Origin of the sequence: Fictibacillus phosphorivorans (assembly GCF_023715845.1) — a bacterium.
GTDB lineage: Bacteria > Bacillota > Bacilli > Bacillales > Fictibacillaceae > Fictibacillus > Fictibacillus phosphorivorans_D.
Genome location: NZ_JAMBOR010000005.1, coordinates 1 through 26,291, shown reverse-complemented (window position 1 = coordinate 26,291; position 26,291 = coordinate 1). Strand labels below are relative to the sequence as shown.

General features: G+C 44.2%; 29 protein-coding genes. 8 read left to right on the top strand and 21 right to left on the bottom strand.

Going from position 1 to position 26,291, the window contains the following annotated elements:
• Positions 1-98: 98 nt before the first annotated feature.
• The 6 genes from M3206_RS05740 to M3206_RS05715 form a co-directional block, all read right to left on the bottom strand.
• Positions 99-866: a DUF1129 family protein gene (locus tag M3206_RS05740; RefSeq protein WP_251311545.1), complete on the bottom strand. Its 768-nt coding sequence runs from the start codon at positions 864-866 to the stop codon at positions 99-101.
• On the bottom strand, positions 863-1,198 hold the full coding sequence (locus tag M3206_RS05735; RefSeq protein ID WP_251311544.1) for a PadR family transcriptional regulator: 336 nt from the start codon (positions 1,196-1,198) through the stop codon (positions 863-865). The genes M3206_RS05740 and M3206_RS05735 overlap by 4 nt, the downstream gene beginning before the upstream one ends.
• 128 nt (positions 1,199-1,326) lie before the next feature.
• Positions 1,327-1,518 (bottom strand): hypothetical protein, encoded by a 192-nt coding sequence (locus tag M3206_RS05730; protein ID WP_251311543.1) that lies wholly within the window; start codon positions 1,516-1,518, stop codon positions 1,327-1,329.
• A gap of 18 nt (positions 1,519-1,536) precedes the next feature.
• Entirely contained in the window at positions 1,537-1,779 is a 243-nt protein-coding gene (locus tag M3206_RS05725; RefSeq protein ID WP_349773997.1) for a YdcF family protein, read from the bottom strand.
• Between the two features lie 101 nt (positions 1,780-1,880).
• A complete protein-coding gene (gene panF / locus M3206_RS05720; RefSeq protein WP_251311542.1) occupies positions 1,881-3,320 on the bottom strand; it encodes a sodium/pantothenate symporter in 1,440 nt (479 codons plus the stop codon).
• On the bottom strand, positions 3,317-3,604 hold the full coding sequence (locus tag M3206_RS05715) for a YhdT family protein (protein ID WP_251311540.1): 288 nt from the start codon (positions 3,602-3,604) through the stop codon (positions 3,317-3,319). The genes panF and M3206_RS05715 overlap by 4 nt, the downstream gene beginning before the upstream one ends.
• A gap of 428 nt (positions 3,605-4,032) precedes the next feature.
• On the opposite strand from M3206_RS05715, the gene M3206_RS05710 reads away from it, so the two are divergent.
• Positions 4,033-4,593: a transposase gene (locus tag M3206_RS05710; RefSeq protein ID WP_251311539.1), complete on the top strand. Its 561-nt coding sequence runs from the start codon at positions 4,033-4,035 to the stop codon at positions 4,591-4,593.
• A 216-nt stretch (positions 4,594-4,809) separates the two neighbouring features.
• Entirely contained in the window at positions 4,810-4,980 is a 171-nt protein-coding gene (locus M3206_RS05705) for an aspartyl-phosphate phosphatase Spo0E family protein (protein WP_251311538.1), read from the top strand.
• Positions 4,981-5,083: 103 nt separating this feature from the next.
• Here M3206_RS05705 and M3206_RS05700 read toward each other — a convergent pair whose 3' ends face one another.
• Positions 5,084-6,031 (bottom strand): nucleoside hydrolase, encoded by a 948-nt coding sequence (locus tag M3206_RS05700; protein WP_251311537.1) that lies wholly within the window; start codon positions 6,029-6,031, stop codon positions 5,084-5,086.
• A gap of 74 nt (positions 6,032-6,105) precedes the next feature.
• A complete protein-coding gene (locus tag M3206_RS05695) occupies positions 6,106-6,522 on the bottom strand; it encodes a thiol-disulfide oxidoreductase DCC family protein (RefSeq protein ID WP_251311536.1) in 417 nt (138 codons plus the stop codon).
• A 149-nt stretch (positions 6,523-6,671) separates the two neighbouring features.
• On the opposite strand from M3206_RS05695, the gene M3206_RS05690 reads away from it, so the two are divergent.
• The 3 genes from M3206_RS05690 to M3206_RS05680 all read left to right on the top strand — a co-directional run bounded on the left by M3206_RS05690 (position 6,672) and on the right by M3206_RS05680 (position 9,809).
• The gene (locus tag M3206_RS05690; RefSeq protein WP_251311535.1) at positions 6,672-7,340 is read left to right on the top strand and encodes a DUF975 family protein; all 669 of its coding nucleotides are present in this window, start codon (positions 6,672-6,674) and stop codon (positions 7,338-7,340) included.
• Between the two features lie 223 nt (positions 7,341-7,563).
• Positions 7,564-9,108 (top strand): hypothetical protein, encoded by a 1,545-nt coding sequence (locus M3206_RS05685; RefSeq protein WP_251311533.1) that lies wholly within the window; start codon positions 7,564-7,566, stop codon positions 9,106-9,108.
• Positions 9,109-9,113: 5 nt separating this feature from the next.
• Positions 9,114-9,809, top strand: coding sequence for an OmpA/MotB family protein (locus tag M3206_RS05680; RefSeq protein ID WP_251311532.1), 696 nt, complete (start codon positions 9,114-9,116; stop codon positions 9,807-9,809).
• A gap of 87 nt (positions 9,810-9,896) precedes the next feature.
• Here M3206_RS05680 and M3206_RS05675 read toward each other — a convergent pair whose 3' ends face one another.
• The 12 genes from M3206_RS05675 to M3206_RS05620 all read right to left on the bottom strand — a co-directional run bounded on the left by M3206_RS05675 (position 9,897) and on the right by M3206_RS05620 (position 21,756).
• Positions 9,897-10,766 (bottom strand): AraC family transcriptional regulator, encoded by an 870-nt coding sequence (locus M3206_RS05675; RefSeq protein ID WP_251311531.1) that lies wholly within the window; start codon positions 10,764-10,766, stop codon positions 9,897-9,899.
• A 214-nt stretch (positions 10,767-10,980) separates the two neighbouring features.
• Positions 10,981-11,943 (bottom strand): DMT family transporter, encoded by a 963-nt coding sequence (locus M3206_RS05670; protein WP_251311530.1) that lies wholly within the window; start codon positions 11,941-11,943, stop codon positions 10,981-10,983.
• A gap of 162 nt (positions 11,944-12,105) precedes the next feature.
• Complete coding sequence (locus tag M3206_RS05665) at positions 12,106-12,585, bottom strand: hypothetical protein (protein WP_251311529.1); 480 nt, start codon at positions 12,583-12,585, stop codon at positions 12,106-12,108.
• A gap of 170 nt (positions 12,586-12,755) precedes the next feature.
• Entirely contained in the window at positions 12,756-13,286 is a 531-nt protein-coding gene (locus M3206_RS05660; protein WP_251311528.1) for a chromate transporter, read from the bottom strand.
• On the bottom strand, positions 13,283-13,873 hold the full coding sequence (locus M3206_RS05655) for a chromate transporter (RefSeq protein ID WP_251311527.1): 591 nt from the start codon (positions 13,871-13,873) through the stop codon (positions 13,283-13,285). Before M3206_RS05655 ends, M3206_RS05660 begins: the two co-directional genes overlap by 4 nt.
• A 39-nt stretch (positions 13,874-13,912) precedes the next feature.
• Complete coding sequence (locus tag M3206_RS05650; RefSeq protein WP_285876770.1) at positions 13,913-15,565, bottom strand: gamma-glutamyltransferase family protein; 1,653 nt, start codon at positions 15,563-15,565, stop codon at positions 13,913-13,915.
• Between the two features lie 18 nt (positions 15,566-15,583).
• On the bottom strand, positions 15,584-16,558 hold the full coding sequence (locus M3206_RS05645; protein WP_251311526.1) for an ABC transporter ATP-binding protein: 975 nt from the start codon (positions 16,556-16,558) through the stop codon (positions 15,584-15,586).
• Positions 16,530-17,534, bottom strand: coding sequence for an ABC transporter ATP-binding protein (locus M3206_RS05640; protein WP_251311525.1), 1,005 nt, complete (start codon positions 17,532-17,534; stop codon positions 16,530-16,532). Before M3206_RS05640 ends, M3206_RS05645 begins: the two co-directional genes overlap by 29 nt.
• Positions 17,535-17,542: 8 nt before the next feature.
• The gene (locus M3206_RS05635; protein ID WP_251311524.1) at positions 17,543-19,072 is read right to left on the bottom strand and encodes a glutathione ABC transporter substrate-binding protein; all 1,530 of its coding nucleotides are present in this window, start codon (positions 19,070-19,072) and stop codon (positions 17,543-17,545) included.
• A 15-nt stretch (positions 19,073-19,087) separates the two neighbouring features.
• A complete protein-coding gene (locus M3206_RS05630) occupies positions 19,088-19,984 on the bottom strand; it encodes an ABC transporter permease (protein WP_251311523.1) in 897 nt (298 codons plus the stop codon).
• A 17-nt stretch (positions 19,985-20,001) separates the two neighbouring features.
• A complete protein-coding gene (locus M3206_RS05625; RefSeq protein WP_251311522.1) occupies positions 20,002-20,943 on the bottom strand; it encodes an ABC transporter permease in 942 nt (313 codons plus the stop codon).
• Between the two features lie 363 nt (positions 20,944-21,306).
• A complete protein-coding gene (locus M3206_RS05620) occupies positions 21,307-21,756 on the bottom strand; it encodes an Lrp/AsnC family transcriptional regulator (RefSeq protein ID WP_251311698.1) in 450 nt (149 codons plus the stop codon).
• A gap of 440 nt (positions 21,757-22,196) precedes the next feature.
• Between M3206_RS05620 and yhfH the strand changes: the two genes are divergently transcribed.
• The 3 genes from yhfH (at position 22,197) to aceA (ending at position 25,509) form a co-directional block, all read left to right on the top strand.
• Positions 22,197-22,328, top strand: a complete 132-nt coding sequence (gene yhfH, locus M3206_RS05615; protein WP_251311521.1) for a protein YhfH — start codon at positions 22,197-22,199, stop codon at positions 22,326-22,328.
• A gap of 73 nt (positions 22,329-22,401) precedes the next feature.
• Complete coding sequence (gene aceB / locus M3206_RS05610) at positions 22,402-24,003, top strand: malate synthase A (protein WP_425590710.1); 1,602 nt, start codon at positions 22,402-22,404, stop codon at positions 24,001-24,003.
• Positions 24,004-24,222: 219 nt separating this feature from the next.
• The gene (gene aceA / locus M3206_RS05605) at positions 24,223-25,509 is read left to right on the top strand and encodes an isocitrate lyase (protein ID WP_251311519.1); all 1,287 of its coding nucleotides are present in this window, start codon (positions 24,223-24,225) and stop codon (positions 25,507-25,509) included.
• A 294-nt stretch (positions 25,510-25,803) separates the two neighbouring features.
• On the opposite strand, the gene M3206_RS05600 is transcribed toward aceA, so the two are convergent.
• Positions 25,804-26,291, bottom strand: a 488-nt coding sequence (locus M3206_RS05600) for an IS3 family transposase (protein ID WP_251311518.1), incomplete at its 5' end; no start/stop codon positions are given.

Here is a 26,291-nt window from a genome sequence, read left to right as displayed (position 1 = left end):
AAATCTTTACACACTGTAACATTGTAAGCTTTTTCAAGGCAAGTTGGGTGTTTTATCAACATAAAAGCTCTGATCCATAAAGTGATCAGAGCTTTTGTTTAAGATCCTGCCTTCTCTTTTCTGTAGGACATGTAAAAGTAGATGCCGATTAAAATAAACGGGATCGTGACCGTTAAAATTAACTTCATTTCTTGATTAAGTGAAGTCATCTTTATCAGCAATTCCGGTGTAAACAGAAGTACAGGAATAATAATCGTAAACCACGTTTTGCTCCATATGGAGATTGAGACAAAAATGAGAACAGCAATGAAGGCAGCTGCAATGTTACCCTTTATACCTAAATGAATGATCATAGGCGAATCCACCCTGTCATTTAAGATTAATAAACCTATAAACAAAGTTATGGGCAAGCAGCCAATTAAGAATAAAACCATCCCATTAGCTGTTTTGGACAATTCCATGCTCGCTGTATACTTGAATATCTTCATATATACTACTAATAAAATCAAACAAAGGAGTGGATATCCGATTACTTGAATGAGCGAATATTTCACACCGCTGCGAATTGCATCCCCTAATAAGATGTAAGCGAACACACCCAAGAGCAATACCGGAACATACTTGATCAATGCCATAAAGTCCACCGGCATCTCTTTTGATAACTGTTCCATGTAAGTTTTTGGAGAGTGACCGATGATATCCTCAGTTGATTTCCCGTGCTTTTCAGCTTCCAAAAGATGGTCTTCCAGTTCCGATACGATATCTTCAATCTCATCTTCTTTTTTTCCGCTCGTGGTCAAATAAAGCCTTAGGTTATCTAAAAAATCTTCACTTCTTTTTGAAAGTTTGTTCGGCTGCACATTCATTTTTCTCCACTCCCTTTCCTTTGGATAATTTGATCGACTGAACGGCTCAATTGATTCCAGCGTTCAATGAAAGCTGCCAGTTCTTCCTCGCCTTTTTGGGTTAAGGCATAATATTTTCTCCTAGGGCCAGCCGTTGATTTTTTAAGTGTTGTGGTGACGAGCTTTTCTTTTTGCATGCGTAATAGCAAAGGATAAATGGTTCCTTCACTCGTTTGATGAAATCCAAATGACGCTAGCTTTTCTGCTAGTTCGTATCCGTAAACTTCTCCTTCATCTATAATCGCTAGCAAACATCCGTCTAGAATCCCTTTTAACATCTGAGTAGATGACACGTAATCCACCTCATTTATTCGCTATCCTGTATTACAAGATATATTTGAAAGATAAAATACCTTGCATTACAAGATATACATTTATTATAAAATACACTATCTTGTTTTACAAGGTATTGTTATTATCTTTAATCTGTCTTTTTATTTTCTTCTTTTTTCATCAATTCCACGATATGCGGTTTCGGCTCCCAGCAATTGAACGTATAATCTGGTTTCGTCTCATAACCAAGCCGGCTGCAATAGTAATACATGCCCTGTTCCGTTTTCAGGGGCTTAAAATTCACGCAAGTCGCGCAGCAATGATACTTGTTTGTTTTCATTGGAGTCACTTCCTTTTGCTACCGGTCCGTAAAGTAGCTTTTGATGATCGCCATATACTCTCTCACATGAGCTTGAGGAATGGATGAAATCCTAAGCGATGACCCGAGCCCTTCCGCTTCAATCCCAATACGCTTTGCGATCATTTTTGTTCGAAAAAGATGAAAATCACTTGTTACGATTAACACTTGATCCTCCGGTTGTATCATCTCTTTCGTATATAAAAGGTTTTCGTATGTACTCGTCGCTTTTTCTTCAATAATAATACGTTGTGGCTGGAGTGTCGGAAGAATAAGTAAAAAAGATTAAAAGGCGTATTAATAAAAGAAAAGCGATATCGTCCGCCTGATGCGGACAATATCGCTTAAAATGTATTTGTCTGGGGTCTGTCCCCCTTTGTGAAACTACCCAAAATGTAGGCAAAGAACGATAGTACAACCGGGATTACGACCGTGTGCATTCCCCAAAGGTTAGGATCGTTCAAGTGAAGCCACATATAGGAGCCTACCCCGACTAAAATCGAAGCAATGGCCCCCGTTGCATTTCCTCTCTTCCAATAAAGGCCCATCACAATAGGCCAGATAAAGGCTGCTTCTAAACCACCAAAGGCGAAAAGATTCAACCAGATCAAAAGATCAGGCGGGTTGATCGCCATTGCGAATACACTTAATCCTACTACTGCTGTAATCCCAAAGCTTAATCTTTTTACGAAACGTTCACTAGCATCGGGTTTTATATAATTGATATAAACATCTTTAATAATTGCTGAACTAACGAGTAGAAGGACGGAATCAACGGTAGACATTACTGCCGCAAGCGGCGCAGCAAGAACGATCCCTGCTAACCATCCCGGCAGTACTTCAAGTGCTAGTAATGGCATCACTTTGTCCGGCACTTCAATGCCAGGAAGAATCACTCGTCCGAAGACTCCAGCCAAATGCATGCCAAGCATGATAAACCCAACCACAAACGTTCCGATGATCATAGCACGGTGCATCGCTTTCGAATTACGATAGCTCATAGCGCGTACCGATATCTGTGGCAACCCAACGACACCAACGCCGACTAATATCCAAAAAGACGATACGAATAATGGTGTAAGTGATTCGTCCGAACCAAAAGGAGAAATCAGATTAGGATTTTCCGCTTTTAGCTCGCCCATGATGTTTTCAATACCGCCACCTGCCATAACCGTTCCCGCTAATATGATAACTGTCCCGATTACCATGACGACACCTTGAATGGCATCTGTTATCACAACCGCTCTGAATCCACCCGCTATGACATACACCAATACTGAAGCTGAAAAAGTAAATAATGCAGTCGTGTACGATACACCTGTAAACGATTCGATCAGCCTTCCGCCTCCGACCCATTGTGCAGCCATGGCAGAGAACAGGAAGATTACAATACTCACTGCGGATAAAATAACTACCCACTTGCTTTCATATCGGGATTTAAGAAAATCAATCAGTGTAACCGCATTGATCTTTCGGGCTACGATCGCAAATTTTTTCCCTAAAACCGCGAGTGTAAAGTATCCTGTTACAAGCTGCGCCATCGCGAGAAGAACCCATCCAAGACCGAGCTGATAGGCCGCACCAGGTCCACCGATGAAACTCGAAGCACTCCCATATGTAGCGACCATCGTCATGGCAAGAACAAACCCTCCAAGCTCACGACCTGCTAAGAAGTAGTCTTGTAAAAAAGAAGGTCCACTCTTGATGTGCTTTGATGTATAAATGCCAACTAAAAAAACAAGTATTAAAAAGACAGCTAAAGGAAGAATTACGTCCCAGTTCATTGAGAGCCACCCTCCCTTTCTTGATCATCTGCATCAAATGGAACTTCTTTAAAGAAGAACTTAACCATAATATAGACGAGTATTGTAAAAACGATAAAACCAACAATACAGCTATAAAAAAACCAAGCAGGAAAGCCTAGTATGTATGTATATTCCTTAACCGGCCGGCCACCTAGCCCATATGCGAAAGCATACCACCAAATGAAGTTCAAAACCGCAAGTACCGTCCCCATGATCGCTTCTTTATTCGAGATCTTGTATCGCCAGTCATTCCCTTTTTTCATCGTACAACCTCCCCGAACTTACCATCAAAAAGAATAAAAAGCTCCTCCATTACTATGGCAAATTCCTAAACGCTTGTCGAGTTCTTTCGACTAATTGTACACTTCGAACTAGTCATTTATACTCCTTGTTTCACTTCAATAAAAATAGTTTTGTCCTTTAAGGTATTGCCGTTTTCATTTCGGCTAGATTAGGAGGAAAGAATATGAGTATTTCCGGGGAAATTTGATAGAATGTGCGGTGAAGATACAACACTCGACAACATATGAAGGGTAACATTCTAAAATCACCCTAAAAGAGCTGGTTGTATATTGCTTTTCGCTAAGGTGTTTTACTCGAAATCGCTGAGGGAAATAAATTGTTTGGGGTCAGTCCCCATTTCCCACTTTGACCCCGTTCGTTGTAAAATGAAGATATAACTTAAAAGGAGGTGATATCTATTCCTAGAACCCGCCGCATTTGGTACCCAGATGCTGTATATCATGTAACGACACGTGGAAATCGCAAAGAACCCCTCTTTTACTCTCATTTGGATTTCCATCGCTATCTTAAGATCTTAAGTCACTGTGTACGAAAGCATTCTGTTGATTTATTCGCTTATTGCCTCATGTCGAACCACACTCATCTTCAAATTCAGTGCAGCAAGTCCCCACCTGGAGAATTCATGAAAGAATTAAACGAAACTTACGCTATGTATTTCAACAAGAAGTATGAACTTACGGGGCATGTGTTTCAAGGCCGCTATGGTTCAGAATTAATCGAGGACCGTTCCTACCTCTTAGACACGAGCCGATACATTCACCTGAATCCGGTAGCCGCAGATGTTGTCATGTACCCTCTTGAATATCCATGGAGCAGTTACCGTTACTATGTAACCCAGTCGGTATGCCCCTTCGTTGATACCTCTATGATCCTAGAACAATTTCAACATTCGAAACCTCAGTATCGTGATTATGTAGAAAGCAGGACCTCACCGGTAGCAGAACTTTAGCCTCATTTGATACATTTCTATCAAAATACAGATAGTAGAATAAGAGAAAGCCGAGCTTGTCCTTCTCATGAAGACAAAACTGGCAAAATGTATTTGTATGGGGTCTGTCCCCCTATATCTGTAAAAAAATAATAGACTAGACACAAAATATAGTATATAATTAGTACAAGATTTACCGATATAAATGGTGCAGAATTATTTGAGGGGGAATGGACCATGAGCCGAAGCAATGCTCTTGTCTTAACTACAGAGATAGACGCCATTCGCACGACCATGTATGAGGTAAGTAAGAAAGTAAACAATCTAGCAGATCCATTGCTCGTTCAGTTGAGCCAAATTCTAGATGAAAAGTTAAACAAACTAGATCAAATTAAAGATTGCGCCTAATAAAACAACCATATAAAAGCGAACGTGTACCGGTGTCCATGTCTTTATTGATAGGAAGCCGGTTTTTTATTTTTAAAAAAAGCCAGCCCAGCTTTGTAAGTCTTTAACCAAATTTCTCTCCGGTCATGATCGTCATAAAGTCGTTAAAAAAGTACGTGTAATTAAAGTCAAAGGCGATCCGATGCTTTTTATCTTCTTCACCAAAATTGATATATGGCCGAATGTCAGCAATACTTTGACCTCTGGCAATCGCATCGTCTCTAAGACCAATGTGTACAGGCAGCGTTCTGTAGGTGAACATGTCCTCTCGAATAACCGCCATCAATGTAATCGCATCATGGACCGGACTTCCTTGGATGCTCGGGTTGGTTTTTTTATAGAACTTATAATAGAAATCCAGCAATGGTTTTACTAAAGGAGCTTTCCCTTTATAGTCAATATAGTCCACCATCTCTGGTGTGACTAATGCGCGGTCCGTTACATTTAACGGGATAATCGTCAGGTTGTTTGCGTATGTAAGAACGATCTTAACCGCAATGGGATCGCCATGAAAGTTTGCTTCAGAAACTGCCGTAACGTTACCCGGGACCCAAAACGCTCCACCCATGATATAGTAAGCTTTCACTTTTTTCATTAAGGATTGAAACAAGATAAACATCGTTGCTAGAGAGGTAAGTCTCCCAACATTTACGATGATTAGTTCGTTTTCATATTGATTGATTAGATTCACTATCTCGAAAAAATTTTCAATCACCCCTTCATATAGACCAGGTACGATTGGTCCTAAGCCGTATTCTCCGTGAACTTCTGGGTAAAATTTGGGCTGTTCTCCCGTCATAGGAACTTCTGCTCCACCAATGGTCTTTACATCTTGGGGAAAATGAAACAGTTTGGCGATATAATGTACGTTCGCTATCGTCTGTTCTCTGGAGACATTTCCATAGTCCGAAACAACGCCAACGATATCAATTTCGTCATTAAGGTATGCGTAAGTTAAAGCGATGGTATCATCAATCCCCACATCCCCAAAGAACAAAACTTTTTGCCCCATAGCAAAAACCCCTTTTAGGTTTTTCTTTTATCCTATTAAGAGGTATGTTTTTTTATGAAATTTGCTCCTCAAAACTATTCCAGAAACCTTTTCTTTCGTTCTGGTGTTGGAATCATACAGCTTTCCCGTTTCCCAAACCATTTGTACCGGTTTAAGGCGACCTTCTTATAAAAGAAATTACGGATTGCTTTTGGAATAACGAACAGAACTTTCCCTAAGCTGTATGGAAACTTTAGATGGTGCGTTACCTTTAACACCGCGTCAGATTCTGTATATACGTGATTATTTGCTATCAGGATGACCGAGTTTGTTTCGTTGGGATCCATTTTATAATGTGCCAAAAGCTTCTTCCCGGCTTCAGACTGGATAGCAGCAAATGCAAGATCGGGTTTCTTTTCGTTTTTTAGTATGAACTGCACACTGGAATTACAGAGGTTGCATACTCCGTCAAAAAGTAGGACAGCCGGATATCCCTTCACTAGATCACTCATTGGTTCCCCCCCAATCTGCTTTCGTTTTTGTTTATTCTATTTTACTCATAATCTTGAAGTAATTATAATAGTAGTCTACCCTTTAAACAGTACTATTCACCAAAATATAGTAGTATAATCAACTGAGTGTGAAGGAAAGGTGAAGAGGAATGAAATCTAAAACGTTTAAAAAAGAAGCGAAACAACAATTAAAAGGACAATGGGGCCGAGCAGCAATATTTACTTTGTTTTTCGGTGCTTTATATTATGTAATTCCACTGCTTATCGAAATAAATCAGAGCGGCGGTTTTGAAAACTGGCTATCCACCGATCCTTCTGAGGGTACTCAAGCAAGCACGTTTATCGTTACACTCGTATTGCTTCCCTTGTATGTCGGATATCTGTGGACGTTCTTATCTGTCGTTCGTACAGGAGAAAGAATCAAGTTTTCCAGTCTCTTTCAAGCCTTCTCAGAGATCAGCATGTACTTGAAGCTCCTTGGAACGTATCTCCTCACGATGGTCTATTTGTTTTTCTGGTTCCTGCTTTTAGTAGTTCCAGGGATCATTAAGGCGTTTGCTTATTCACAAACGTATTTCGTGCTAAAAGATAACCCTGAGATCGGAATCAATGCGGCAATCACAAAAAGCCGTAAGCTGATGCACGGCTATAAGTGGAAATACTTCGTTCTTCAGCTGAGCTTTATCGGCTGGATCCTTTTAAGTATAATCACTTTGGGAATCGGATTTATTTGGCTCTCTCCATATTTAAGCACGGCTAATGCCGCATTCTATAATGAATTGGTAAAAAGACAGAGCGATGAAGAAGAAGCCGCTTAAAAGAAAAATAGGTTGAAATGGTAAACCCCGGGATTGTCCATTCGAGATGGACAATTCCGGGGTTTTTGTATTTGTTTGGGGTCAGACCCCATTTCCCTAAATATTTCCCACAACTAGGACATATCTATCAGTAGTGAAGACAAGACATCTGAGGGGTGGCATTATGGATCAACTTACTTTAATCATCGTGGGGGTCATTGGATTTCTGATTTTCCTAGGCATCGTGGGCTATACACAGACCGCTTATCATCTTCGGAAATGGACGAAAGAAGTACAGCAGCTTGAAACGAATCCAGAACAGCAGGCATATTCACAGTGGATTCAGCGTGTCACAACGGACTATAAACAGTTTCACCTGGCAGGTGTGCCGCAGCTCAACACACAGGCGCTTATCGAAAAACATTTGTACAACGAACGCATTCCGTTACTCGGCATCTTCCGCGTGCCTGTCGGCAACATTCAGAAACTATTAAATCAGCTTCCGTCTTTCACCATTATCCTTGGTGTACTCGGAACATTTATCGGGCTCACCCTTTCCCTGTTATCGATGCAGGACACTTTAATGACGCTTGGCACCCAACCGGCGGATTCAAATCTTACGTTAAATTCGATCATCTCATCGCTCACGGCACCTTTTGAAGGGATGAGTGTTGCCTTTTTTACGAGTATCGCGGGGATTGGCGCGGCACTCTTTCTTAACCTAATTCAATCCGGCTTTTTTTCACAAGGTACTTCCCTTTCTTATATGCAAAACAAGCTTTTAGCAGATTGCGAGGTCTATCTGGATCATCATGTGAACAGTGTGCTCATCAACGACAAGCCGCAAGATTCTGTTGAACGCTTGCTTGATCGCCTTGCCGCACGTGTGGAATCTTCCTTTGACAAAACACTTGGAGAATTTGCTTCACAGATGGTGAATTTCACGGCAGGTCTAGAAAAAGCGATGGAAGACGTAAACGGTATTTTTGAAGCGCAGCGTCAGCATTCAGAGCGTTTTGCCGCTTCCGCCACCCAGCTCGATGAGTTTGGCCAGCGTTTTAACGAGACAACAAAAGAACTAGGCACCATTCAAAAGACCGTCGACACGAGCATCAATGCGCTCGCCAAAAACATCTCCTCGTTCGAGCAGCAGCTCAAAACGAGTAACGACCGCCACACGCAAGGCCAGCAAAAGTTTGAACAGCTCATCCAGCGTTCCGATAAAATGCTGCAGGAAGCTCAGCGCCGGTCAGAAGAACATGCACAGAGCATGCTCCGCGGTATGCAGGAACAGCTTCAGCACTACCAGAACCAGCATGAAGCGCTCGAGAACCGCCTCGCCCAAAAACAGGATGAGTGGCATTATCGCTATGCTGAAAAACAAGGCGAATATGGCAGAGCGTCAGCGGACTTCGCATCATCTGTCGGCCAACTCGAAAAAAGCTTTTATTCCGCGGTGGAACACATCAAAAGAGATTTTACAGACCAAGTCCGAAACATCATGGACAGTCAGAGCCGTCAGCTCGCTTCTGCCCTTCATAACTCGCAAAATCAGCATGGCCGTGATGATGAGATGCGTGAACTTGCACGTACGCTTGAAAATCTGCATCAAGGCTTGAACCGCAGCATCACGGATAACAACCGCACACTTTCCGATATGTATCATCTCTTGCAGCGAATCTATCAAGCCGCTATGAATCAATCGAACCAGGTTGTCTATGAGACTCGGATTCCGCGTCAGCCTGAATATGTGGCCGATGAACGCATGCCTGAGATTAGGAGACGATAACAGCTATGAAGGCACGTAAATCTTACTACCACCTAGACGATCAGGATACGAAAGAGATTTTCTGGCCGAGTTTTACCGATATGATGGCCATGATGGTACTCGTCATGGTGTTCATTGCGATCCTCGCGTATGTGCAGAGCATCTATAACGCGTATGATCAGGCGCAGATCAAACGTGAGCTCGGTCAAGTGGCTGAGGTGAAGAAGCATATTTCTGACCTCATCCAAAAACAGCTGGAAGAAAATGTGGGTAAAGACAAGATCGTCCGCGGTCCGAACAACACGATCTCCGTGGAGGGAAATATTTTATTCGATACCGGAAGTGCCGAGATCTCTGAAAAAGGAAAACAGGTGCTTGATCCGCTCGCCGATGCGCTTGCTGCGATCATCGAAGAAAAGGACATGAGCCAGTACCTCTATATCATCTTGATCGAAGGCCATACCGACTCGGTTCCCTATGACAATTGGTCACTTTCCACTCAGCGTGCGGTGGCGGTCGTTGATTATCTCGGAAAAGCAAATCCGAAACTCGCTAAAAAAGAGTATGCACAGTACTTAGCGGCAACCGGCTACAGCGAATATAAGCCGATCGCAAAAGGCAATTCGGCTGGGGCACTCCAAAAGAACCGCCGGATCTCCTTTCAAATCATTCTGGATGATGACAAGTGGCAGACCAAGCTGAAGGAAATCGTGGATCAGTAATCGCGCAAAAACATCCATCCTGCATGCAAAAAAGCATCGGTGTTTAAGCCGATGCTTCTTTCTTTATGATAGATACTTTCATTACGATTATTTCTTTTTCACCGGTATCCAGATCTCGCTTCTAAACGTTGGAGAAGTAGTGTCTTTATCTGCGTTCCATAGGATTTCTGGTCCTTTTGTCTGTTCATAATTCGATGACGGGAACCACTCCGAGTAGATGCGTCCCCAAACATTTTGCAGCGTTTCCGGAAACGGTCCGATCGCTTCAAAAACAGCCCATGTAGAAGCCGTAACCTCCAGCTTTTCTAAATGATCGGGACATTCCTTTGTTGTGGCTGCCGCAATATAATGATCGAGCTCACTGTTTTCAGCCAGTCTCTCTGAAAAGTTTGTGGATGCACTGATCAGTCCTTTTGGCTCGATGTTTGATAAATCTTTCATCTCGTTTATCAAGTCCATCGTCAAACTCTGCCACATCGCTGCGATCTCAGGATTTACCCCTTCATAGATCAGCGGTACTCTCTTTTTTATACCAACAATACGAAACGCGTCTTTCTCCACGATACGGTAGTTCATTTCATTTCCTCCTTGTATGGATAATTGGAAGGTCATGCGTGGATACGCTTTTAGCGAATGTTCATGCTTCTTAGCTTCTGATGGAGTCACGCCATGCAGCTGCTGAAAGGCTTTCGTAAACGCATCAGGTGAGCTGTACCCGAATTTTACAGCGACGTCGATCACCTTGGCATCACCATGTACAAGTTCAAAAGCGGCAAGCGTCAGTCTCCGCCGGCGGATATATTCGGATAACGGAACACCTGCGAGAAAATTAAACATCCGTTTAAAATGGTACTCCGAGCAATACGCACGTTTTGCAACTTCCCTCATATCAATCTCATACTCGAGATTCTCTTCCAAATACTGAATCGCATCATTCAACCGTTTAAGCGAATCCATTCAAAACCCTCCTTTCACCCTCAAGGATAGATGGAAATCCCATTCACTACCCGATAATCTATGTATTCATTTTAACGGATTTCTCTATATACATAAAAATCCCTCTCTTTTTTAGCACAAAAAAACAACCGCTGCTACGGGCAACGGCTGTTCCAAATTACTATATAAAAAGGGGGGGTAGTACTACTATTCCCAACCTACATTTTTTTATTCATCATTTTGCAAGTTTGATAGACTTTTTTTGCACAACCTCGGTTTTTCCATAATAACTGTGTAAAAACATGCCCAGCATGATGACAAGAACACCAAATAAAGACAGCACTGTTGGCGTTGCGATCGATAACAGCCACATTTCGCCTGCGAGTACGAAAATGATTTCAGCTGATTGGGTGGCTTCCACACCTGCTAGTTTAACAGGGTTGTTCGAACAAAGGTCCGTCGCTTGGAAAAAGAGTACCGTTGCGATGACACCAGATGAGATCGCGACTAAAAAACTTTGCCAAAGCTGATCTGTTGTCGGTGTTCCGGTTTGAAACCAGCCAACAGCCGCGAGGATAACCCACCACGGTAGAGATGCGATCGTCATACCGAAAGCACGCTGAAACGCATCAAGCCGTTTGTTCGTAACGATCATCATCTTTCGGTTGCCGAGCGGATAGGCAATTGCTGCTATAAGTACAGGCAGGACTACATGCAGCCAAGCCGCGCCGTTTACTCCGTCAGCCTCCTGAATTTGAACAAGTCCGACACCTGCTAAGATGAGCACAGAAAATCCGAGACCTTTAAACGGTATTTTCTGCCGAGCTCCTTTATTTTTCCCATCTCCTTCATAAAAAAACGGAACGAGCAAAGATCCCGCAACGATCGTAATCTGCCAAGTCGCGGCGACGAGCCATGCTTCTCCAAAACCTGCTGCGTACGTGATCGGTGCGTAAAACAAAACGAACGCGACTGAACTCCACAAAAACCATGTTCCAAAACGCGCTTTTAGTTCCTGAAATACGGGCTTGATGTTGCCTCGCATCCAGACGATGATCCACAGTAACGGGACCATATAAAAAAAGCGAAGCGATGCACTCCAGTACCAGCTTCCCCCTGTTAGATCCATCGATCGGTTCAATATAAAGGTGACGCCAAAGAAAAAGGCGGCAGCGATTCCCAACACTATCGGTTTCATCCTGATGACCCCCGCTTCCTTAAAAAGTATTCATTTGTTTTGTCCAGAATGCCTGTTACTCCATAATGAAACTATTCTATCATAAGGAAGTAAGAAGTTGGTTCAATGTTTTTGAGACACAAAAAAACGTCTGGCATGTCTCACCCAAACGTTCCACTCTATCTATCCTAATGGATTTTTTTCGATCGTTCCTTGTTTGATAACATCCCATGCTGCTTTTCCGTCTGTTGGATGTCCGTTGTGCGTGATCGGAATCAATGAAAAGAAAACAAAGTAGAAGGAGAAATACACGAACTGATACGTAAAGACGCCGGCCTTTATGATTTCCAAATGAATGAGTCCATTCACGACCAGCATGCTCAAGATCGTAAAAAGCGGACCTCCCAGATAAACCGCTACTAAATGCCTTCTTGTATGATTGCTCAAATTTTCATATTCACACCAGCCATCCCAAAAATAAAGCTTTCGAATATGACATGGACCGATTGTAAACAGTCTGTTGCCGCTTCCTATATGGATGCGCACGTGCCCGCCCGTTACTTTTCCAAAAAAGAGATGACCTGCTTCGTGGATAAAAGTCACGATCGGTAACACCAGAAAAAAGGAAAAGAAAAACTTCCACAAATCCTCGAACCCAAACATGAACATCCCTCCTATTCCCTAGTTTTTTCTATTACTAGGTATACTATTTCCTATCTCGTTTGCTCTCACACTAGGCTTTTGACCCGAATTTTTAACAGGAAAAGTAGATGGAGGGTTATTATTCCACAAAAGTAAAAAAGACGAAACCTCCCACTAGGTTCCGTCTTTCATCAAGCTAAAAATACAGCGCCATATCCAAGTGACCCAATAATCACGAAAACAGGTGATACCTTCACTCTCTCCATTAGGAAAAAGCTCATTGCGGCTAAAAACAAGGTATGCATCCAGCCTACACCTGTAAACGACTCGGAAAAGAATTGATACGCCATAATCCCAAGCAGCACAGCGATAGTGGGTTTTACATACGCACTCATATTCTTTACTCGTGGGGAATCTTTGAATTTATAAACAAGGCCGAGAAACGCGACCATGAGTATGAGCGATGGAGCGACTGTCGCAAAAACACCGACCAAGGCTCCGAGCCAACCGCCTTCTTGAAACCCGATATAGCCTGCCATTTTGGTGGCGATCGGTCCCGGCAATGTGTTGCCGAGCGCTAATACTTCAGTGAATTCGGTTACCGACAGCCACTCATACCGATCGACCACTTCATTCTCGATCAAAGGAATAGAAGCCGGGCCGCCGCCATAACCAAGAATACCTGGTATAAAAAACGCGAGAAATATATGCCAGTATGTCATCCTGTTTTTTCTCCTTCCCGCACGCGAACCGCATTTTCATTACGATCCTTCTTTTCTTTAACTGGACCAAATAATGCGTATGCCAGCAATAGTCCGATGATGATGCCTGGGTGCATACCGAGGAACTGTAGAAGCACGACACCAGCGAACAAGTGTAGAAGGCTTACTTTTAGTCCAAGACTCTTTTTGGAAGCTTGAACGAACTGCCAGGTCAACACGGCCAGCATCACTGCAACTACTGGTATAACCCCTTTTGTCATGCCTTGAACCCACGACTGATCTTTAAATTCTCTTAATGACGTCAGCAGTAAGATCATCAGGAAAATCGTCGGGAGCATGGTAGCCAGGAGCGCGATGGTGAGCCCGAGAAACCCAGCTACACGATACCCGATATAGCCTGCCATCTTGGTCGCGATCGGTCCCGGCAGCGTGTTCCCAAGCGCCAACACATCGCCGAACTCTTCATCGTTCATCCATTTGTATTTTTCGACGACTTCTTTATGGACTAAGGGAATCGAAGAGGGGCCTCCCCCGTAGCCAAGCATGCCTGACCGGAAAAAGGCAAGAAACAAATTAAGATACGTCATGTTATCAAGTCCTTTATTCTAGGTTGTTGTGGATGGTGTTTACCAAGCGGCAATCGAGCCATCTGTTCTACCTTCTGTTCCTCCCGCGAGCACGCCTGTTTCCGGGTCTCTCCAAATGATCTGGCCGCGGCCAAAGTTCCCCGAATCCATTGCAACCTGAACATCGTGCCCCCTTCTTGCTAATTCGTCTGCGATATGAGCAGGCAACGAGCGTTCAACGAGAACCTTTTTATCCTCGATCCATTGCCAGCGTGGGGCATCCAGTGAGGCTTGAGGGTTTAAGTGGAAATCGATCGTGTTCATCACGACCTGCACATGGCCTTGAGGCTGCATATATCCACCCATCACACCAAACGGACCTACCGCTTCCCCGTCTTTTGTTAAGAATCCAGGAATAATGGTGTGATACGTTTTTTTACCAGGTTCGAGCGCATTATCATGGTCAGGGTCTAACGAAAAATCGTGCCCTCTGTTCTGAAGTCCGATCCCTGTTCCGGGAACAACGACACCTGAACCGAAGCCCATATAGTTGCTCTGGATAAACGACACCATGTTACCGTCTCCATCGGCCGCTGCCAGATAGACAGTTCCTCCACTCGGCGGAGTTCCAGGCTCTGGCTGAAGGGCTTCATGCCCAATTAAGCCGCGTCTTTCTTCACCATATCTTTCAGACAACAGACCTTCTACAGAAACCCGCATACGAGATCTGTCCGTTACATATTTTTTAGCATCAGCAAAGCCAAGCTTGATCGCTTCAATTTGTTTATGATACGTTTCCGCTGATTCTTTTTCCGAAAAATCAAAGCCCTTTAACGTGTTGAGGGCCATGAGTGCTACGATTCCTTGCCCGTTCGGTGGAATCTCCCACACATCGTAACCTCGATAGTTCACGTTAATGGGGTCTACCCACTCCGGGTAAAAGGATGCCAAGTCCTCACGTCTCAGAAAACCGCCTTGAGATTCGGAAGCATCGGCTATACGTTGGGCGAGGAAACCTCTGTAAAAGGACTCGCCGTTTGTTTCTGCGATCTCTTTTAACGTTTCAGCATGGTCAGGTGAACGCCAGATCTCACCTACTTCCGGAGCACGTCCGTCAGGCGCAAAGGTTTTAAACCAGCTCTCAAATTCTTTACCTTTTAATTCCCGTTTGTACGTTTCATAAGCGCGTTTCCAGTACTTGCCGAGGATCGGCGTCAATGCGTAGCCTTCTTCTGCATAAGAGATAGCCGGTTCAAGGACCTCTTTTAGTGAAAGTTTACCGAACCGTCTCGAAAGCTCTGCCCAAGCTGCTGGTGCTCCCGGAACAGTGACTGGTAACCAGCCGAACTTCGGCATCGTGTCATACCCGGCCTTCTTCACTTCCTCGATCGAGATCCCTCTTGGTGCGGGACCGCTCGCATTCAATCCATGCAATTCACCGTTTATCCAGACGAGGGCAAAAGCATCTCCCCCGATTCCGTTCGATGTTGGTTCTACAACCGTGAGACAAGCTGCTGTGGCGATCGCAGCATCAATCGCATTTCCGCCTTTTTTTAAAATATCAAGACCCGCTTGTGCCGCTAAAGGCTGGCTAGTGGCAACCATCCCTTTCTTGGCGTAGACGGTCATCCTTTGAGAAGAATAAGGATGGTTCAACGCATTGTACGCTAGTTTTTGTTTTTTATGTGGCAATGTTTGGTTCGTTCGATTCATCTTCTTCACCTCTTGTATTTACCTTTCGTGGCAGGCGATAAAATGACCTTCATCAATCTCACGCCATGCTGGTTTTTCGATTGCACAATGTTCTTTCGCGATCGGACAACGAGTATGGAACGGACAGCCCGTTGGTGGATTAGAAGGACTCGGCAGATCGCCGGTCAGACGAATCCTTTCTCTTTTTCGCCCGACAGCTGGTCTTGGAATAGCTGACAACAAAGCTTCTGTATAAGGATGAGTCGGGTTATCATACAACTTTTCTACTGGCGCGAGTTCGACCATCTGTCCTAAATACATGACGAGCACCCGGTTACAGAGGTGGCGAACGACTCCGAGATCATGCGAAACGAACAAGTACGTTAGTGCGTGCTTTTCCTGCAGATCTTTTAATAGTTTAATAACTTGCGCCTGTACGGAAACATCGAGGGCGGAAACCGGTTCATCACATACGATAAAAGAAGGATTGATGGAAATCGCACGGGCGATTCCGATGCGCTGCCGCTGACCACCGCTGAATTCATGCGGATAACGGTCATAATGCTCTTCTTTTAAACCGACTTCATTTAAAAGTTGAATCACTTTCTCCCTTCGTTCCTGTGCCGACAACTTCGTATGGATGATTAAAGCTTCTTCTAGCGCATCGCCAATCCGCTGTTTCGGGTTAAGAGAGGCATATGGGTCCTGAAAGATCATCTGCATCTCTTTTTTAAACGGCTTTAACTGGCGCGCAGAGTGTTTACTGATGTTATTCCCGTTAAAGACAAGTTCCCCTTCTGTTAGAGACTCAAGTCCAAGGATGGTTCGCCCGAGTGTCGACTTCCCACAGCCTGACTCACCAACGACACCTAATGTTTCGCCTTTATAAATATCAAGGGTAATTCCATCGACCGCTTTCACATGGCTTTTTACCCGCTGTAGCAAACCTCCTTTAATAGGGAAGTGCTTCTTTACATTTTTTACACTATAGAGAACTTGCTCGTCTACCGCCATTCTGTCCTACCTCCTCTTGCAGCCAGCATCGTACGCTCTGTTTATCTGTTACGGAAAAAGTCTTTGGCGATTCACTGAAACATTTATCAAATGCGTGAGGGCATCTTGGATGAAAGCGACACCCGCTGATCTGTTCGTTCAGCATCGGCATCGATCCTGCGATCGGCTTCAGTTCAAAGTCAGGATCATCGACGTTTGGAACGGAGGATAGGAGTCCCTTCGTGTATGGATGCTGCGGATTTTCGAAGATCTCTTCTACTCTTCCTTCTTCGATCACTTCTCCTGCATACATGACGATAACACGGTCCGCGATCTCGGCCACCACACCCATGTCATGCGTGATCATGACCATACTCATATCGAGTTGTTCTTTTAGATCGTTCAAGAGATCGATAATCTGAGCCTGAATGGTTACATCCAGTGCGGTTGTCGGTTCATCAGCAATCAAGAGGGCAGGATTACAGGATAAGGCGATCGCGATCATGACCCGCTGTCTCATCCCCCCGCTCAACTCATGCGGATATTGGTTCATCCGATCTGCTGGAGACGGGATTCCTACCATCTTTAAAAGTTCGATCCCTCTTAGATGTGCTTGTTTCTTTGAAAGTTTCTGATGGATCATCAACGGCTCACAGATCTGAAAACCTATCGTAAACACGGGATTCAACGCTGTCATCGGTTCCTGAAAGATCATCGAGATATCATTTCCGCGCAGCTTCTGCATTTCTTTTGGGGACAGCGAAGCTAAGTCTTTATTGTGAAAGGAGATGGAACCCTCTGTTATCCCTCCATTTGAAGGGAGAAGCCTCATGATGGAAAGGGCTGTGATACTTTTACCACAGCCTGATTCACCAACGATGCAGAGCGTTTCACCTTTTTTTACTGAAAAAGAAGCGCCTCGGACAGCCGGAAGAGGGCCGTCCGCGGACTTAAACGTAGTAACTAGATTTTTCACTTCTAATACCGAATCATTCATCGTTATCCCTACTCTCTATGAACGCTGTATAGTGACCACTGTCCTGTAGGTTCCATCGTAAAGCCTTTAACCGATTTGTCATAAGCCGCTGATGCGATCCCATGATAGATCGGCAATACAGGGAGCTGTGTCATCACATACTCATCTGCTTTCGTTAAGATCTCCTTACGCTGTTCCTGATCGACAACAGAACGAGACTGTTCGATCAGCTTATCAAGTTCAGCATCTTTATAACGGCTTAAGTTTGTTGCATCAATGTTCGCCGAATGAAGACGCGGGAATAATAGTTCACTTCCATCACCCGTTACGTTCGACCAGCCGGCGATCGTGATATCAAAGTCACCCTTTTTGGATACATCTAGATATGTGCCCCACTCGAGTGTTTCGATCTTGACTGGAATCCCTGCTTCTTTGAGTTGAGCTTGGATGACTTCTGCCATGTTCATATAAGATGCGGTGTTCGGTACAAGCATCTTGACTTCTTTTTGTTCTAATCCGTTTGCCTTTACGAGTTCTTTTGCTTTTGCTTGGTCGTACTTAGGACCTTTCTCTTCTTCTGGATGTCCGAAAACTTCCGGCCCGATGAAGGTGTTGGAATAGACGCCTAATCCGTTCAGCTTCTTCAGATAGCCTTCACGGTTGATCGCATGAGCGACAGCTTGTCTGAATTTCAGGTCGTTCATCAGCGCTCTTTCCATGTTGAACGCCAAGTAGTAAACTGGTGTTCCGTCCACTTTTTGCGTTTCAACATTTTTGATTTTTTCCAGTCGCGGCATCAGTTCAGGTGCCAACCCATCAATCAGCTGAACTTTTCCAGTCTGGAGCATGGAGATCGCAGTTGATACTTCTGGAACGACCGTGAACGTGATTTTATCGAGCTTCGCGGGCTTCTGCCAGTAGTCTTCATTCTTCACAAGTACGATGTCATCACCATTTACTTTTTCAGAGAACTTGAATGGACCTGTTCCAACAGGATCTTTCATCAGATCTTGTTTTTTGTCGGCAGTCGGTGAAACGATGGCAGCATTTGAGTGTGTTAAAGCGGCAAGCATCGGACCGTACGGCTTTTCAGTTTTTAATACCACCGTATGTTCGTCTTGGACTTCGATCGAGGAAACCGGCTCTAAAAGAGAAGCACGCGGTGCAGCTGTTGCAGGATCTTTTAACTTATCAAATGTGTATTTCACGGCTTCTGCATTAAAAGGTGTTCCGTCATGGAACTTGATGTCTTTCTTAAGCTTGATCACCCACGTATTCTCATCTGGGTTTTCATAAGACTCTGCAAGGTGAGGAACGATCTCCCCTTTGTTGTCACGAACAAACAGCGTTTCATAGATCTGCTCGATTATTGTAGAGGATACAGAATCGTTTGTAAGAATTGGAGAAAGTCCAACCACTTTTGACGTTGTTGCATACGTCAGCTCTTGTTTTGAATCACCAGCGCTTCCTCCTGATGAAGAACTGCTGCTGCAACCCGTTAAAGCCAACGACAATACAAAAAGAACCGCTAGTAAACTCGTAAACCACTTTTTCCCCATTTATAACTCTCCCTTCTATTTATCCAAGCTCATCCCTTGATCTAGTGCATCGCGGAGTGCGTCTCCGACAACATTAAACGCAAATACGACGAGCATGATCGCGATCCCTGGAACAACGATCATATGAGGCGATGTCCACATATACTCTTGTCCGGCAGCAATCATCGCTCCCCATTCAGGAGTCGGCGGCTGTGCACCTAACCCTAAGAAACTTAATGATGCTGTTGATAGAATGGCTGTGGCCATCCTCATCGTGGCAAAGACGATGATCGGTGCTGTACAGTTCGGCAGCACATGCTTCAACATGATTCGAAGGTCGCTTGCCCCAAGTGATTTCATCGCCATGATGTATTCTTGCTTTTTAATCGAGAGGACACTTCCTCTGACGATTCTTGCACACGTTGGAATCGACCAAATACTAATCGCGATCACGACGTTCACGAGGCTTGTCCCTAAAATGGCGATTACTAACATGGCCAAGAGAATTCCAGGAAACGCAAACATCAAATCTACAAATCTCATAATAATACCATCCAGTCTTCTGTAATAACCGGATAATAGTCCAAGGATCACACCGCCTACCAGTCCGAGACTTACCGCTCCAATCCCAACGAATAACGAGATTCTTGCGCCGTAGACGATCCTGCTCCAAATATCCCGTCCGTAATTATCGGTTCCGAGCCAGTGTCCTTCCGTACCAACCGGCAGTTCACTGAGTTCCAGGTTCTGCTTGTTCGGATCAACGTCTATGATGGCAGGTGCTGCGATCGCCATGAATAGTTGGATGGCGATAATGACCAGTCCGACAATTGCCATCTTGTTTTTAATGAGCCGCTTCCATGTTTTTAGAAGGGCAACATCCTTCTTTTTCTGATGTGAAGGTACTTGCTGTGTCACGACTTCCGTTGACATGGTATCCCCCTCCCCTTTTATTCGTAACTGATTCGTGGATCGATAAAGGCATACACGATATCGACGATCAGGTTTACTAGAACGAAAAGTGTTGCTACAAGAAGAACCGAACCTTGAACCATCGGGAAATCACGAGCCGCGATGGATTCAATCATGAGTCTTCCTACTCCATTTATGGCAAAAACAGATTCCGTAATGATCGTGCCTCCAAGCAGGAAGCCGAAGTTTAAGCCGATAACCGTAATGACGGGGATCATCGCATTACGTAGACAGTGCATCATGATCACTGTTTTTTCACGAACCCCTTTTGCTCTGGCAGTCCGTACATAATCGGCCCGGATGACTTCGAGCATCGCCGACCGGCTCATTCGAGCGATCATGGCAGCTGAACCTGTACCCAGTGTGATAGCTGGAAGGGCAAGCTGTTTCATCCCTTCGATCGTCCAGAATGGTTCGGTGAGACCACCAACCGGGAACCACTGCAGGTTGACGGCGAATATCAGGATCAGAATCGCACCTAGCCAAAAGTTAGGTATCGAGATTCCTCCTAATGCGATGACCGTGCTTAATCCGTCAAACCATGTGTTATGTTTTAAGGCTGATATGATGCCTGTTGTTACCCCGATTACGATGGCGACGATTATACTCGCAATCGCTAGATTCAGTGTGTTCGGAAAACGATCGATGATGGCTTCAGAGACTGCTTGTTTCGTTTGATACGAGAACCCTAGGTCACCTGTAAAGATGCCTTTCACATATTCAAAATATTGGGTCAGCAAGGGGTCGTTCAAACCGAGATTTTCTCTTATCGCCTCCACATCTTCCTTGGTCGCAGTCGGTCCGCCTATGATACTTGCCGGATCTCCTAGTGCAATGTGCATGCTCATGAAAACGATAAATGAGATGCCTACTAATAAAAGCAGCAGCTGGAAAACCCGTCTGATGATCAAGCCTGCCATTTTCTCTTCACCTCTCCCCTTTTTTCAACTTTTCGATTGTATTACGTTCTTTTACTTTCCGTTTGTTAACCTAATTTACAATTCAAGTTAACAACCGATTAATATTGTTTCTGATTATAAAATATATTCTGACTATTATCTATAGAATTGTTATAAACCAAATAAAATCACAACTATGTTCTTATCCTTTTGAATGAAGGGGGCGGAATTTGTCCTAGAAAAACGAAAAATGTAGTATTTTATGCTTATAAAAGATGGAAGTGTGTTCAGAACATGAGGGATGAAGGGAATTGCAGAGTCGAGTGATTGTCGACAACTAAAAAGGCAGCATGCTATGTAACGAGCATGCTGCCTTAGCTTTCATTATAGTTTTAATCCGGATCTGCTTTTAAATCTTCTTAATAGGATATGAGATTCCACTCTTGAGATTCCCTTGATTCCATAGAGTTCATTGTTGATGAATTTCTCGAGCGAAGGAAAATCCTCTACTAATACGTGCATATGTAAGGTACTCGGGCCTGTCATCTGGTAGCAGCTGGCCACACTTGGGTTATTCACTAGCTTCTCGGCTACTTTTACGAGATAAGCGGGTTCACAATCTACTTCAAAGAACGCTGAAACGGTTTTCCCTGCTGCCTCTGAATCTATAACGACGCTGAACTTCTCAATAACACCCGCTTTTTTCATCTGGTTGACGCGTTCGCGAACGGAGACCCGAGAAAGGTTCAGCTCCTTGCCGATCTCCGCATAAGACATTCTTCCATCATGAGTCAACAACTCTAATATTTTTCGATCTGTATCATCTATTTTCACTACGATCACCACGTTTACTTTGAATGCATTCATTGTAAGGTTTATTTTCTAAAAATTCAAATAGAGTTGTCGTTTTGTGTTATACGGTTTGTACTATAACAGCATTTAAACATCTGTTTACACGTTGCAGCATATTGGGGGTAGTTGATTTCTGCTCCAGATGCTCGCTTTCCATGGGGCGGGCGGTGAGCCTCCCGGCGCTTTGCGCCATTAGGGAGTCTCCACCTGACCACTAGTCCCGCATCTTGTGCTCCAATCAACTTGCTAAGGAGAACAAACCTTTAGAAATTCATATTTGGATGAAAGCTAAAAATATAGGACAGATGACTTAATTTATGAAAAAACCGAAAAATGTTATAAAACAGTTGTTGCAAAATTAAAACTGTTATAATACAATGCATTATAATCAAATCAATCAAAAAAAACAGGAGGAATTTAAAATGAAAAACTATCTTGAGCTTCACCATAATATCCCTAAGAAGACGTGTGTGGAATGTGGATGTGTGATCGAGGAGCAGCATGAATCTTACCTTTATGAATGCGAACGCTGCATGGGTAAACACGAAAGGTAAATATTTTTTTGCCTGTACTGTTATATAACAAATGAAATACGCAACACCTGTTTGATAACATAATCAGAAAGGAATGTCGCTCAAAGTGAAAATTGATACGTCAAATCTTCAAGTCATAGGAAATACCCCGCCCGAATATGAAAAGATCTTAACACCTGGTGCCCAACTATTCTTGAAATCGCTTCATCTGCAATTCCATTCAACACGAAAAGAACTCCTAGAAATGCGCAAGATCAAACAACAGGAAATCGATGCTGGGGTATTCCCTACCTTTCTGAGAGAAACAGAGCATATCCGCAACAGCGATTGGACAATTGCTCCCCTTCCTCAGGATCTTCAAGACCGCCGGGTTGAGATCACAGGACCTGTTGACCGGAAAATGATCATCAATGCTTTAAATTCCGGTGCAAAAGTTTTCATGGCAGACTTAGAAGACTCCAACTCACCGACTTGGGAAAATACAATTGAGGGTCAGATTAACCTTAAAGACGCGGTCAACCGCACCATTTCTTTTGAAGGACCAAACGGGAAAAGATATGAGCTTGGGCAAAACCCAGCTGTACTCATCGTCCGTCCCCGCGGCTGGCATTTAGAAGAAAAGCATATCGTTGTCGACGGCGAACCGATGTCTGGCAGTTTAGTAGATTTTGGACTTTATTTTTATCATAATGCTAAAACGCTGATCGAAAACGGTTCTGGCCCTTACTTCTATCTTCCTAAGATGGAAAGCCACTTAGAAGCACGTCTCTGGAATGATGTGTTCATCTACGCGCAGGAACAGCTTGGTATTCCAAGGGGAACCATCAAAGCGACTGTACTCATCGAAACGATCGTTGCAGCGTTTGAGATGGATGAGATCCTCTATGAACTGCGTGAGCATTCAGCAGGTGTGAACTGTGGACGCTGGGATTACATTTTCAGTTATATAAAGAAGTTCCGTAACCAGCCACATGTGATTTTGCCTGACCGTTCCCTTGTTACGATGACTGTACCATTCATGCGGTCTTATTCACTGCTTGCGATCCAAACGTGCCACAAACGAAATGCTCCTGCAATCGGCGGGATGGCCGCACAAATTCCGATTAAAAATGATGAGGAGGCAAATGCAGCCGCTTTTGAAAAAGTGCGGGCAGATAAAGAACGCGAGGCGACTGACGGCCATGATGGAACCTGGGTTGCTCATCCGGGACTCGTACCTGTTGCAATGGAAGTGTTCGACCGTATCATGCCACAGCCGAACCAGATCGATCGTAAACGTGAAGATGTTGTGGTAACCGCTGACGATTTAGTAGCTGTGCCAAAAGGTGATATTACAGAAGAAGGTTTGCGCGTCAACATAAGTGTGGGCATTCAATACATCGCTTCATGGCTGAGAGGGAAAGGCGCGGCGCCGATCAATCATCTGATGGAAGACGCAGCGACGGCTGAGATCTCAAGAGCCCAAGTGTGGCAATGGATCCGCCATCCTAAAGGTGTTTTAAAGGATGGACGTAAAGTTACGTTCGAACTGGTAGAAGAGCTTAAGTTGGAAGAAGTTCAAAAACTGAAACAGCAACTGAATGAAGAGTCATTCAATAATGGCCGGTTTATGGAAGCAGTCACGCTGTTTGACGAACTGATCCGTGAAGACGAATTTCAGGATTTCTTGACTAACAGAGGTTATGAGATTTTATAAAGTATTTTTTTGTAGCTCTTGAAAGAGGTTGATTTCCGTTACTGGTGCTCCTTTCCGCGGGGTGCGCGGTGACCCTCCGGCGCCTTGCGCTATTAGGAGTCTCACCTTTCACTCATCCCGCAGGAGTCTTGCACCTTCACCGCAATCAACTGGTCAATGAAGGGAAAAAACATTTTTAATCAACATCCAAAATATAAAACACATTAAGGAGAGGGACCAATGACGAATACACGTGTGGAGAAACTTAAGGAAATGTGGAAAAATGATGAGCGCTGGCAAGGGATTACCCGCCCTTATACAGCGGAAGAGGTTATCCGCCTGCGCGGATCGATCGATATCGAACATACATTAGCTAAACATGGTGCAGAAAAGTTCTGGAACATGCTTCAAAATGAAACATATGTAAACGCTTTAGGTGCTTTAACGGGGAATCAGGCGGTTCAACAGGCAAAAGCAGGTCTAAAAGCCGTATACTTAAGCGGTTGGCAGGTCGCAGCAGATGCCAACCTTTCTGGAAACATGTATCCGGACCAAAGTTTGTACCCGGCGAACTCTGTGCCGCACGTGGTAAAACGAATCAACTCTGCTCTTCAGCGCGCCGATCAGATTCAGCATTTAGAAGGCGGAAATGAGGTAGATTATTTCTTGCCGATTATAGCGGACGCCGAAGCTGGATTTGGCGGACAACTGAACGTTTTCGAATTGATGAAAGGCATGATCGAATCTGGTGCCTCCGCAGTTCACTTTGAAGATCAACTGTCTTCTGAGAAAAAATGCGGTCACCTAGGCGGGAAAGTATTGCTTCCAACACAAACAGCAGTGAAGAACTTGATCTCGGCCCGCTTGGCAGCTGACGTGATGGGCGTTCCGACTGTGCTGATTGCCCGTACGGATGCGGACGCCGCTGACTTGATCACGAGTGATATCGACCCGGTTGATCAGGAGTTTATTACAGGAGAACGTACAGCTGAAGGATTTTACCGTACGAGAGCTGGCCTGGATCAAGCGATCGCTCGCGGTTTAGCTTATGCGCCGTACGCCGATCTGATCTGGTGCGAGACATCTGAACCTAACTTGGAGCAAGCTCAGAAGTTTGCGAATGCGATTCATGAACAGTTCCCTGGTAAACTATTAGCCTACAACTGCTCCCCTTCGTTTAACTGGAAAAAGAAACTGGATGATACGACGATCGAAACCTTCCAGCAGCAGCTCGCAGCCATGGGCTACAAGTTCCAGTTCGTAACACTGGCTGGATTCCACGCGCTGAACCATAGCATGTTTGAATTAGCAAAAGGCTATAAAACACGCGGGATGGGTGCTTATTCCGAGCTGCAACAGCGCGAGTTTGCTAGTGAAAGAGACGGCTACACAGCTACACGCCACCAGCGCGAAGTTGGAACAGGTTACTTTGACGAAGTCACACAGCTCGTTTCAAGCGGTACAGCATCTACAACGGCATTGAAAGGGTCAACGGAAGAAGATCAGTTTCAGTCTCAGCAAGCGTAAATCGTATATAGATAGAATAAGTGGATAGGAGACCAATAGACGAAGGACAGGAGCAGAAGCCCCTGTCCTTTTAGGTTGTTCATGAGATTTTGTGTTTTTACGGTACGTGTTCTTATATTCTGTTACACGTTCGCTCAGAATATTGAAGTTACGCTCAAAAAAGCTGAGTTTTGGACTTCTGTCAATAAAGTGGAGATAAATTTTGTGAGAAATATTCAATTGAGTCCCATTCTTAAGGGATTTTCATATGAACATCAATGAGCCTCTTCACAGAGGCTTTTTATTATGGGCGCTTTATGAGATTTTTGACATGCTTAATAAACGATGCGCCCGTTCCACTTTATTCGGCGTTGAATAGCCAAGCGTAGAGTGTTTTCGTCTTTCGTTATAAAAGCTAATAATATATGTGGTAATGGAACTTATCGCTTCTTGACGGGACATAAAACGATGGCGATATATGAGCTCCTTTTTGATTGTGGCATGAAAAGACTCTATACACGCGTTGTCATAAGGATCTCCTTTTCGGCTCATACTGATTTTCACACCGTATTTTTCTAATGAGTTCACGTATTCATTCGAGCAGTATTGAGAGCCCCGATCAGAATGATGAATGAGATCACTTGTCGGTTTTCGATACTGGATAGCTCTTTCTAGTGCTATTTTCGGCAGCTCTTTTGTCATACGAGTCCCTATGTTCCAGCCAACAATCTTCCGAGAATAGAGGTCCATAACACTCGCTAAATAAACCCATCCCTCCATTGTCCATACGTAGGTAATATCCG

Bases quoted from the DNA above. Each gene is read 5' to 3' on its own strand.
- M3206_RS05690 (WP_251311535.1), top strand. From the start codon at position 6,672: ATGAAATCTAAAACGTTTAAAAAAGAAGCGAAACAACAATTAAAAGGA.
- M3206_RS05650 (WP_285876770.1), bottom strand. From the start codon at position 15,565: ATGAATCGAACGAACCAAACATTGCCACATAAAAAACAAAAACTAGCG.
- M3206_RS05705 (WP_251311538.1), top strand. From the start codon at position 4,810: ATGAGCCGAAGCAATGCTCTTGTCTTAACTACAGAGATAGACGCCATT.
- M3206_RS05680 (WP_251311532.1), top strand. From the start codon at position 9,114: ATGAAGGCACGTAAATCTTACTACCACCTAGACGATCAGGATACGAAA.
- aceA (WP_251311519.1), top strand. From the start codon at position 24,223: ATGACGAATACACGTGTGGAGAAACTTAAGGAAATGTGGAAAAATGAT.
- M3206_RS05675 (WP_251311531.1), bottom strand. From the start codon at position 10,766: ATGGATTCGCTTAAACGGTTGAATGATGCGATTCAGTATTTGGAAGAG.
- M3206_RS05630 (WP_251311523.1), bottom strand. From the start codon at position 19,984: ATGTCAACGGAAGTCGTGACACAGCAAGTACCTTCACATCAGAAAAAG.
- panF (WP_251311542.1), bottom strand. From the start codon at position 3,320: ATGAACTGGGACGTAATTCTTCCTTTAGCTGTCTTTTTAATACTTGTT.
- M3206_RS05700 (WP_251311537.1), bottom strand. From the start codon at position 6,031: ATGGGGCAAAAAGTTTTGTTCTTTGGGGATGTGGGGATTGATGATACC.
- M3206_RS05655 (WP_251311527.1), bottom strand. From the start codon at position 13,873: ATGACGTATCTTAATTTGTTTCTTGCCTTTTTCCGGTCAGGCATGCTT.
- M3206_RS05695 (WP_251311536.1), bottom strand. From the start codon at position 6,522: ATGAGTGATCTAGTGAAGGGATATCCGGCTGTCCTACTTTTTGACGGA.
- aceB (WP_425590710.1), top strand. From the start codon at position 22,402: ATGTCGCTCAAAGTGAAAATTGATACGTCAAATCTTCAAGTCATAGGA.
- M3206_RS05740 (WP_251311545.1), bottom strand. From the start codon at position 866: ATGAATGTGCAGCCGAACAAACTTTCAAAAAGAAGTGAAGATTTTTTA.
- M3206_RS05635 (WP_251311524.1), bottom strand. From the start codon at position 19,072: ATGGGGAAAAAGTGGTTTACGAGTTTACTAGCGGTTCTTTTTGTATTG.
- M3206_RS05670 (WP_251311530.1), bottom strand. From the start codon at position 11,943: ATGAAACCGATAGTGTTGGGAATCGCTGCCGCCTTTTTCTTTGGCGTC.
- M3206_RS05665 (WP_251311529.1), bottom strand. From the start codon at position 12,585: ATGTTTGGGTTCGAGGATTTGTGGAAGTTTTTCTTTTCCTTTTTTCTG.
- yhfH (WP_251311521.1), top strand. From the start codon at position 22,197: ATGAAAAACTATCTTGAGCTTCACCATAATATCCCTAAGAAGACGTGT.
- M3206_RS05625 (WP_251311522.1), bottom strand. From the start codon at position 20,943: ATGGCAGGCTTGATCATCAGACGGGTTTTCCAGCTGCTGCTTTTATTA.
- M3206_RS05645 (WP_251311526.1), bottom strand. From the start codon at position 16,558: ATGGCGGTAGACGAGCAAGTTCTCTATAGTGTAAAAAATGTAAAGAAG.
- M3206_RS05640 (WP_251311525.1), bottom strand. From the start codon at position 17,534: ATGAATGATTCGGTATTAGAAGTGAAAAATCTAGTTACTACGTTTAAG.
- M3206_RS05730 (WP_251311543.1), bottom strand. From the start codon at position 1,518: ATGAAAACAAACAAGTATCATTGCTGCGCGACTTGCGTGAATTTTAAG.
- M3206_RS05660 (WP_251311528.1), bottom strand. From the start codon at position 13,286: ATGACATACTGGCATATATTTCTCGCGTTTTTTATACCAGGTATTCTT.
- M3206_RS05715 (WP_251311540.1), bottom strand. From the start codon at position 3,604: ATGAAAAAAGGGAATGACTGGCGATACAAGATCTCGAATAAAGAAGCG.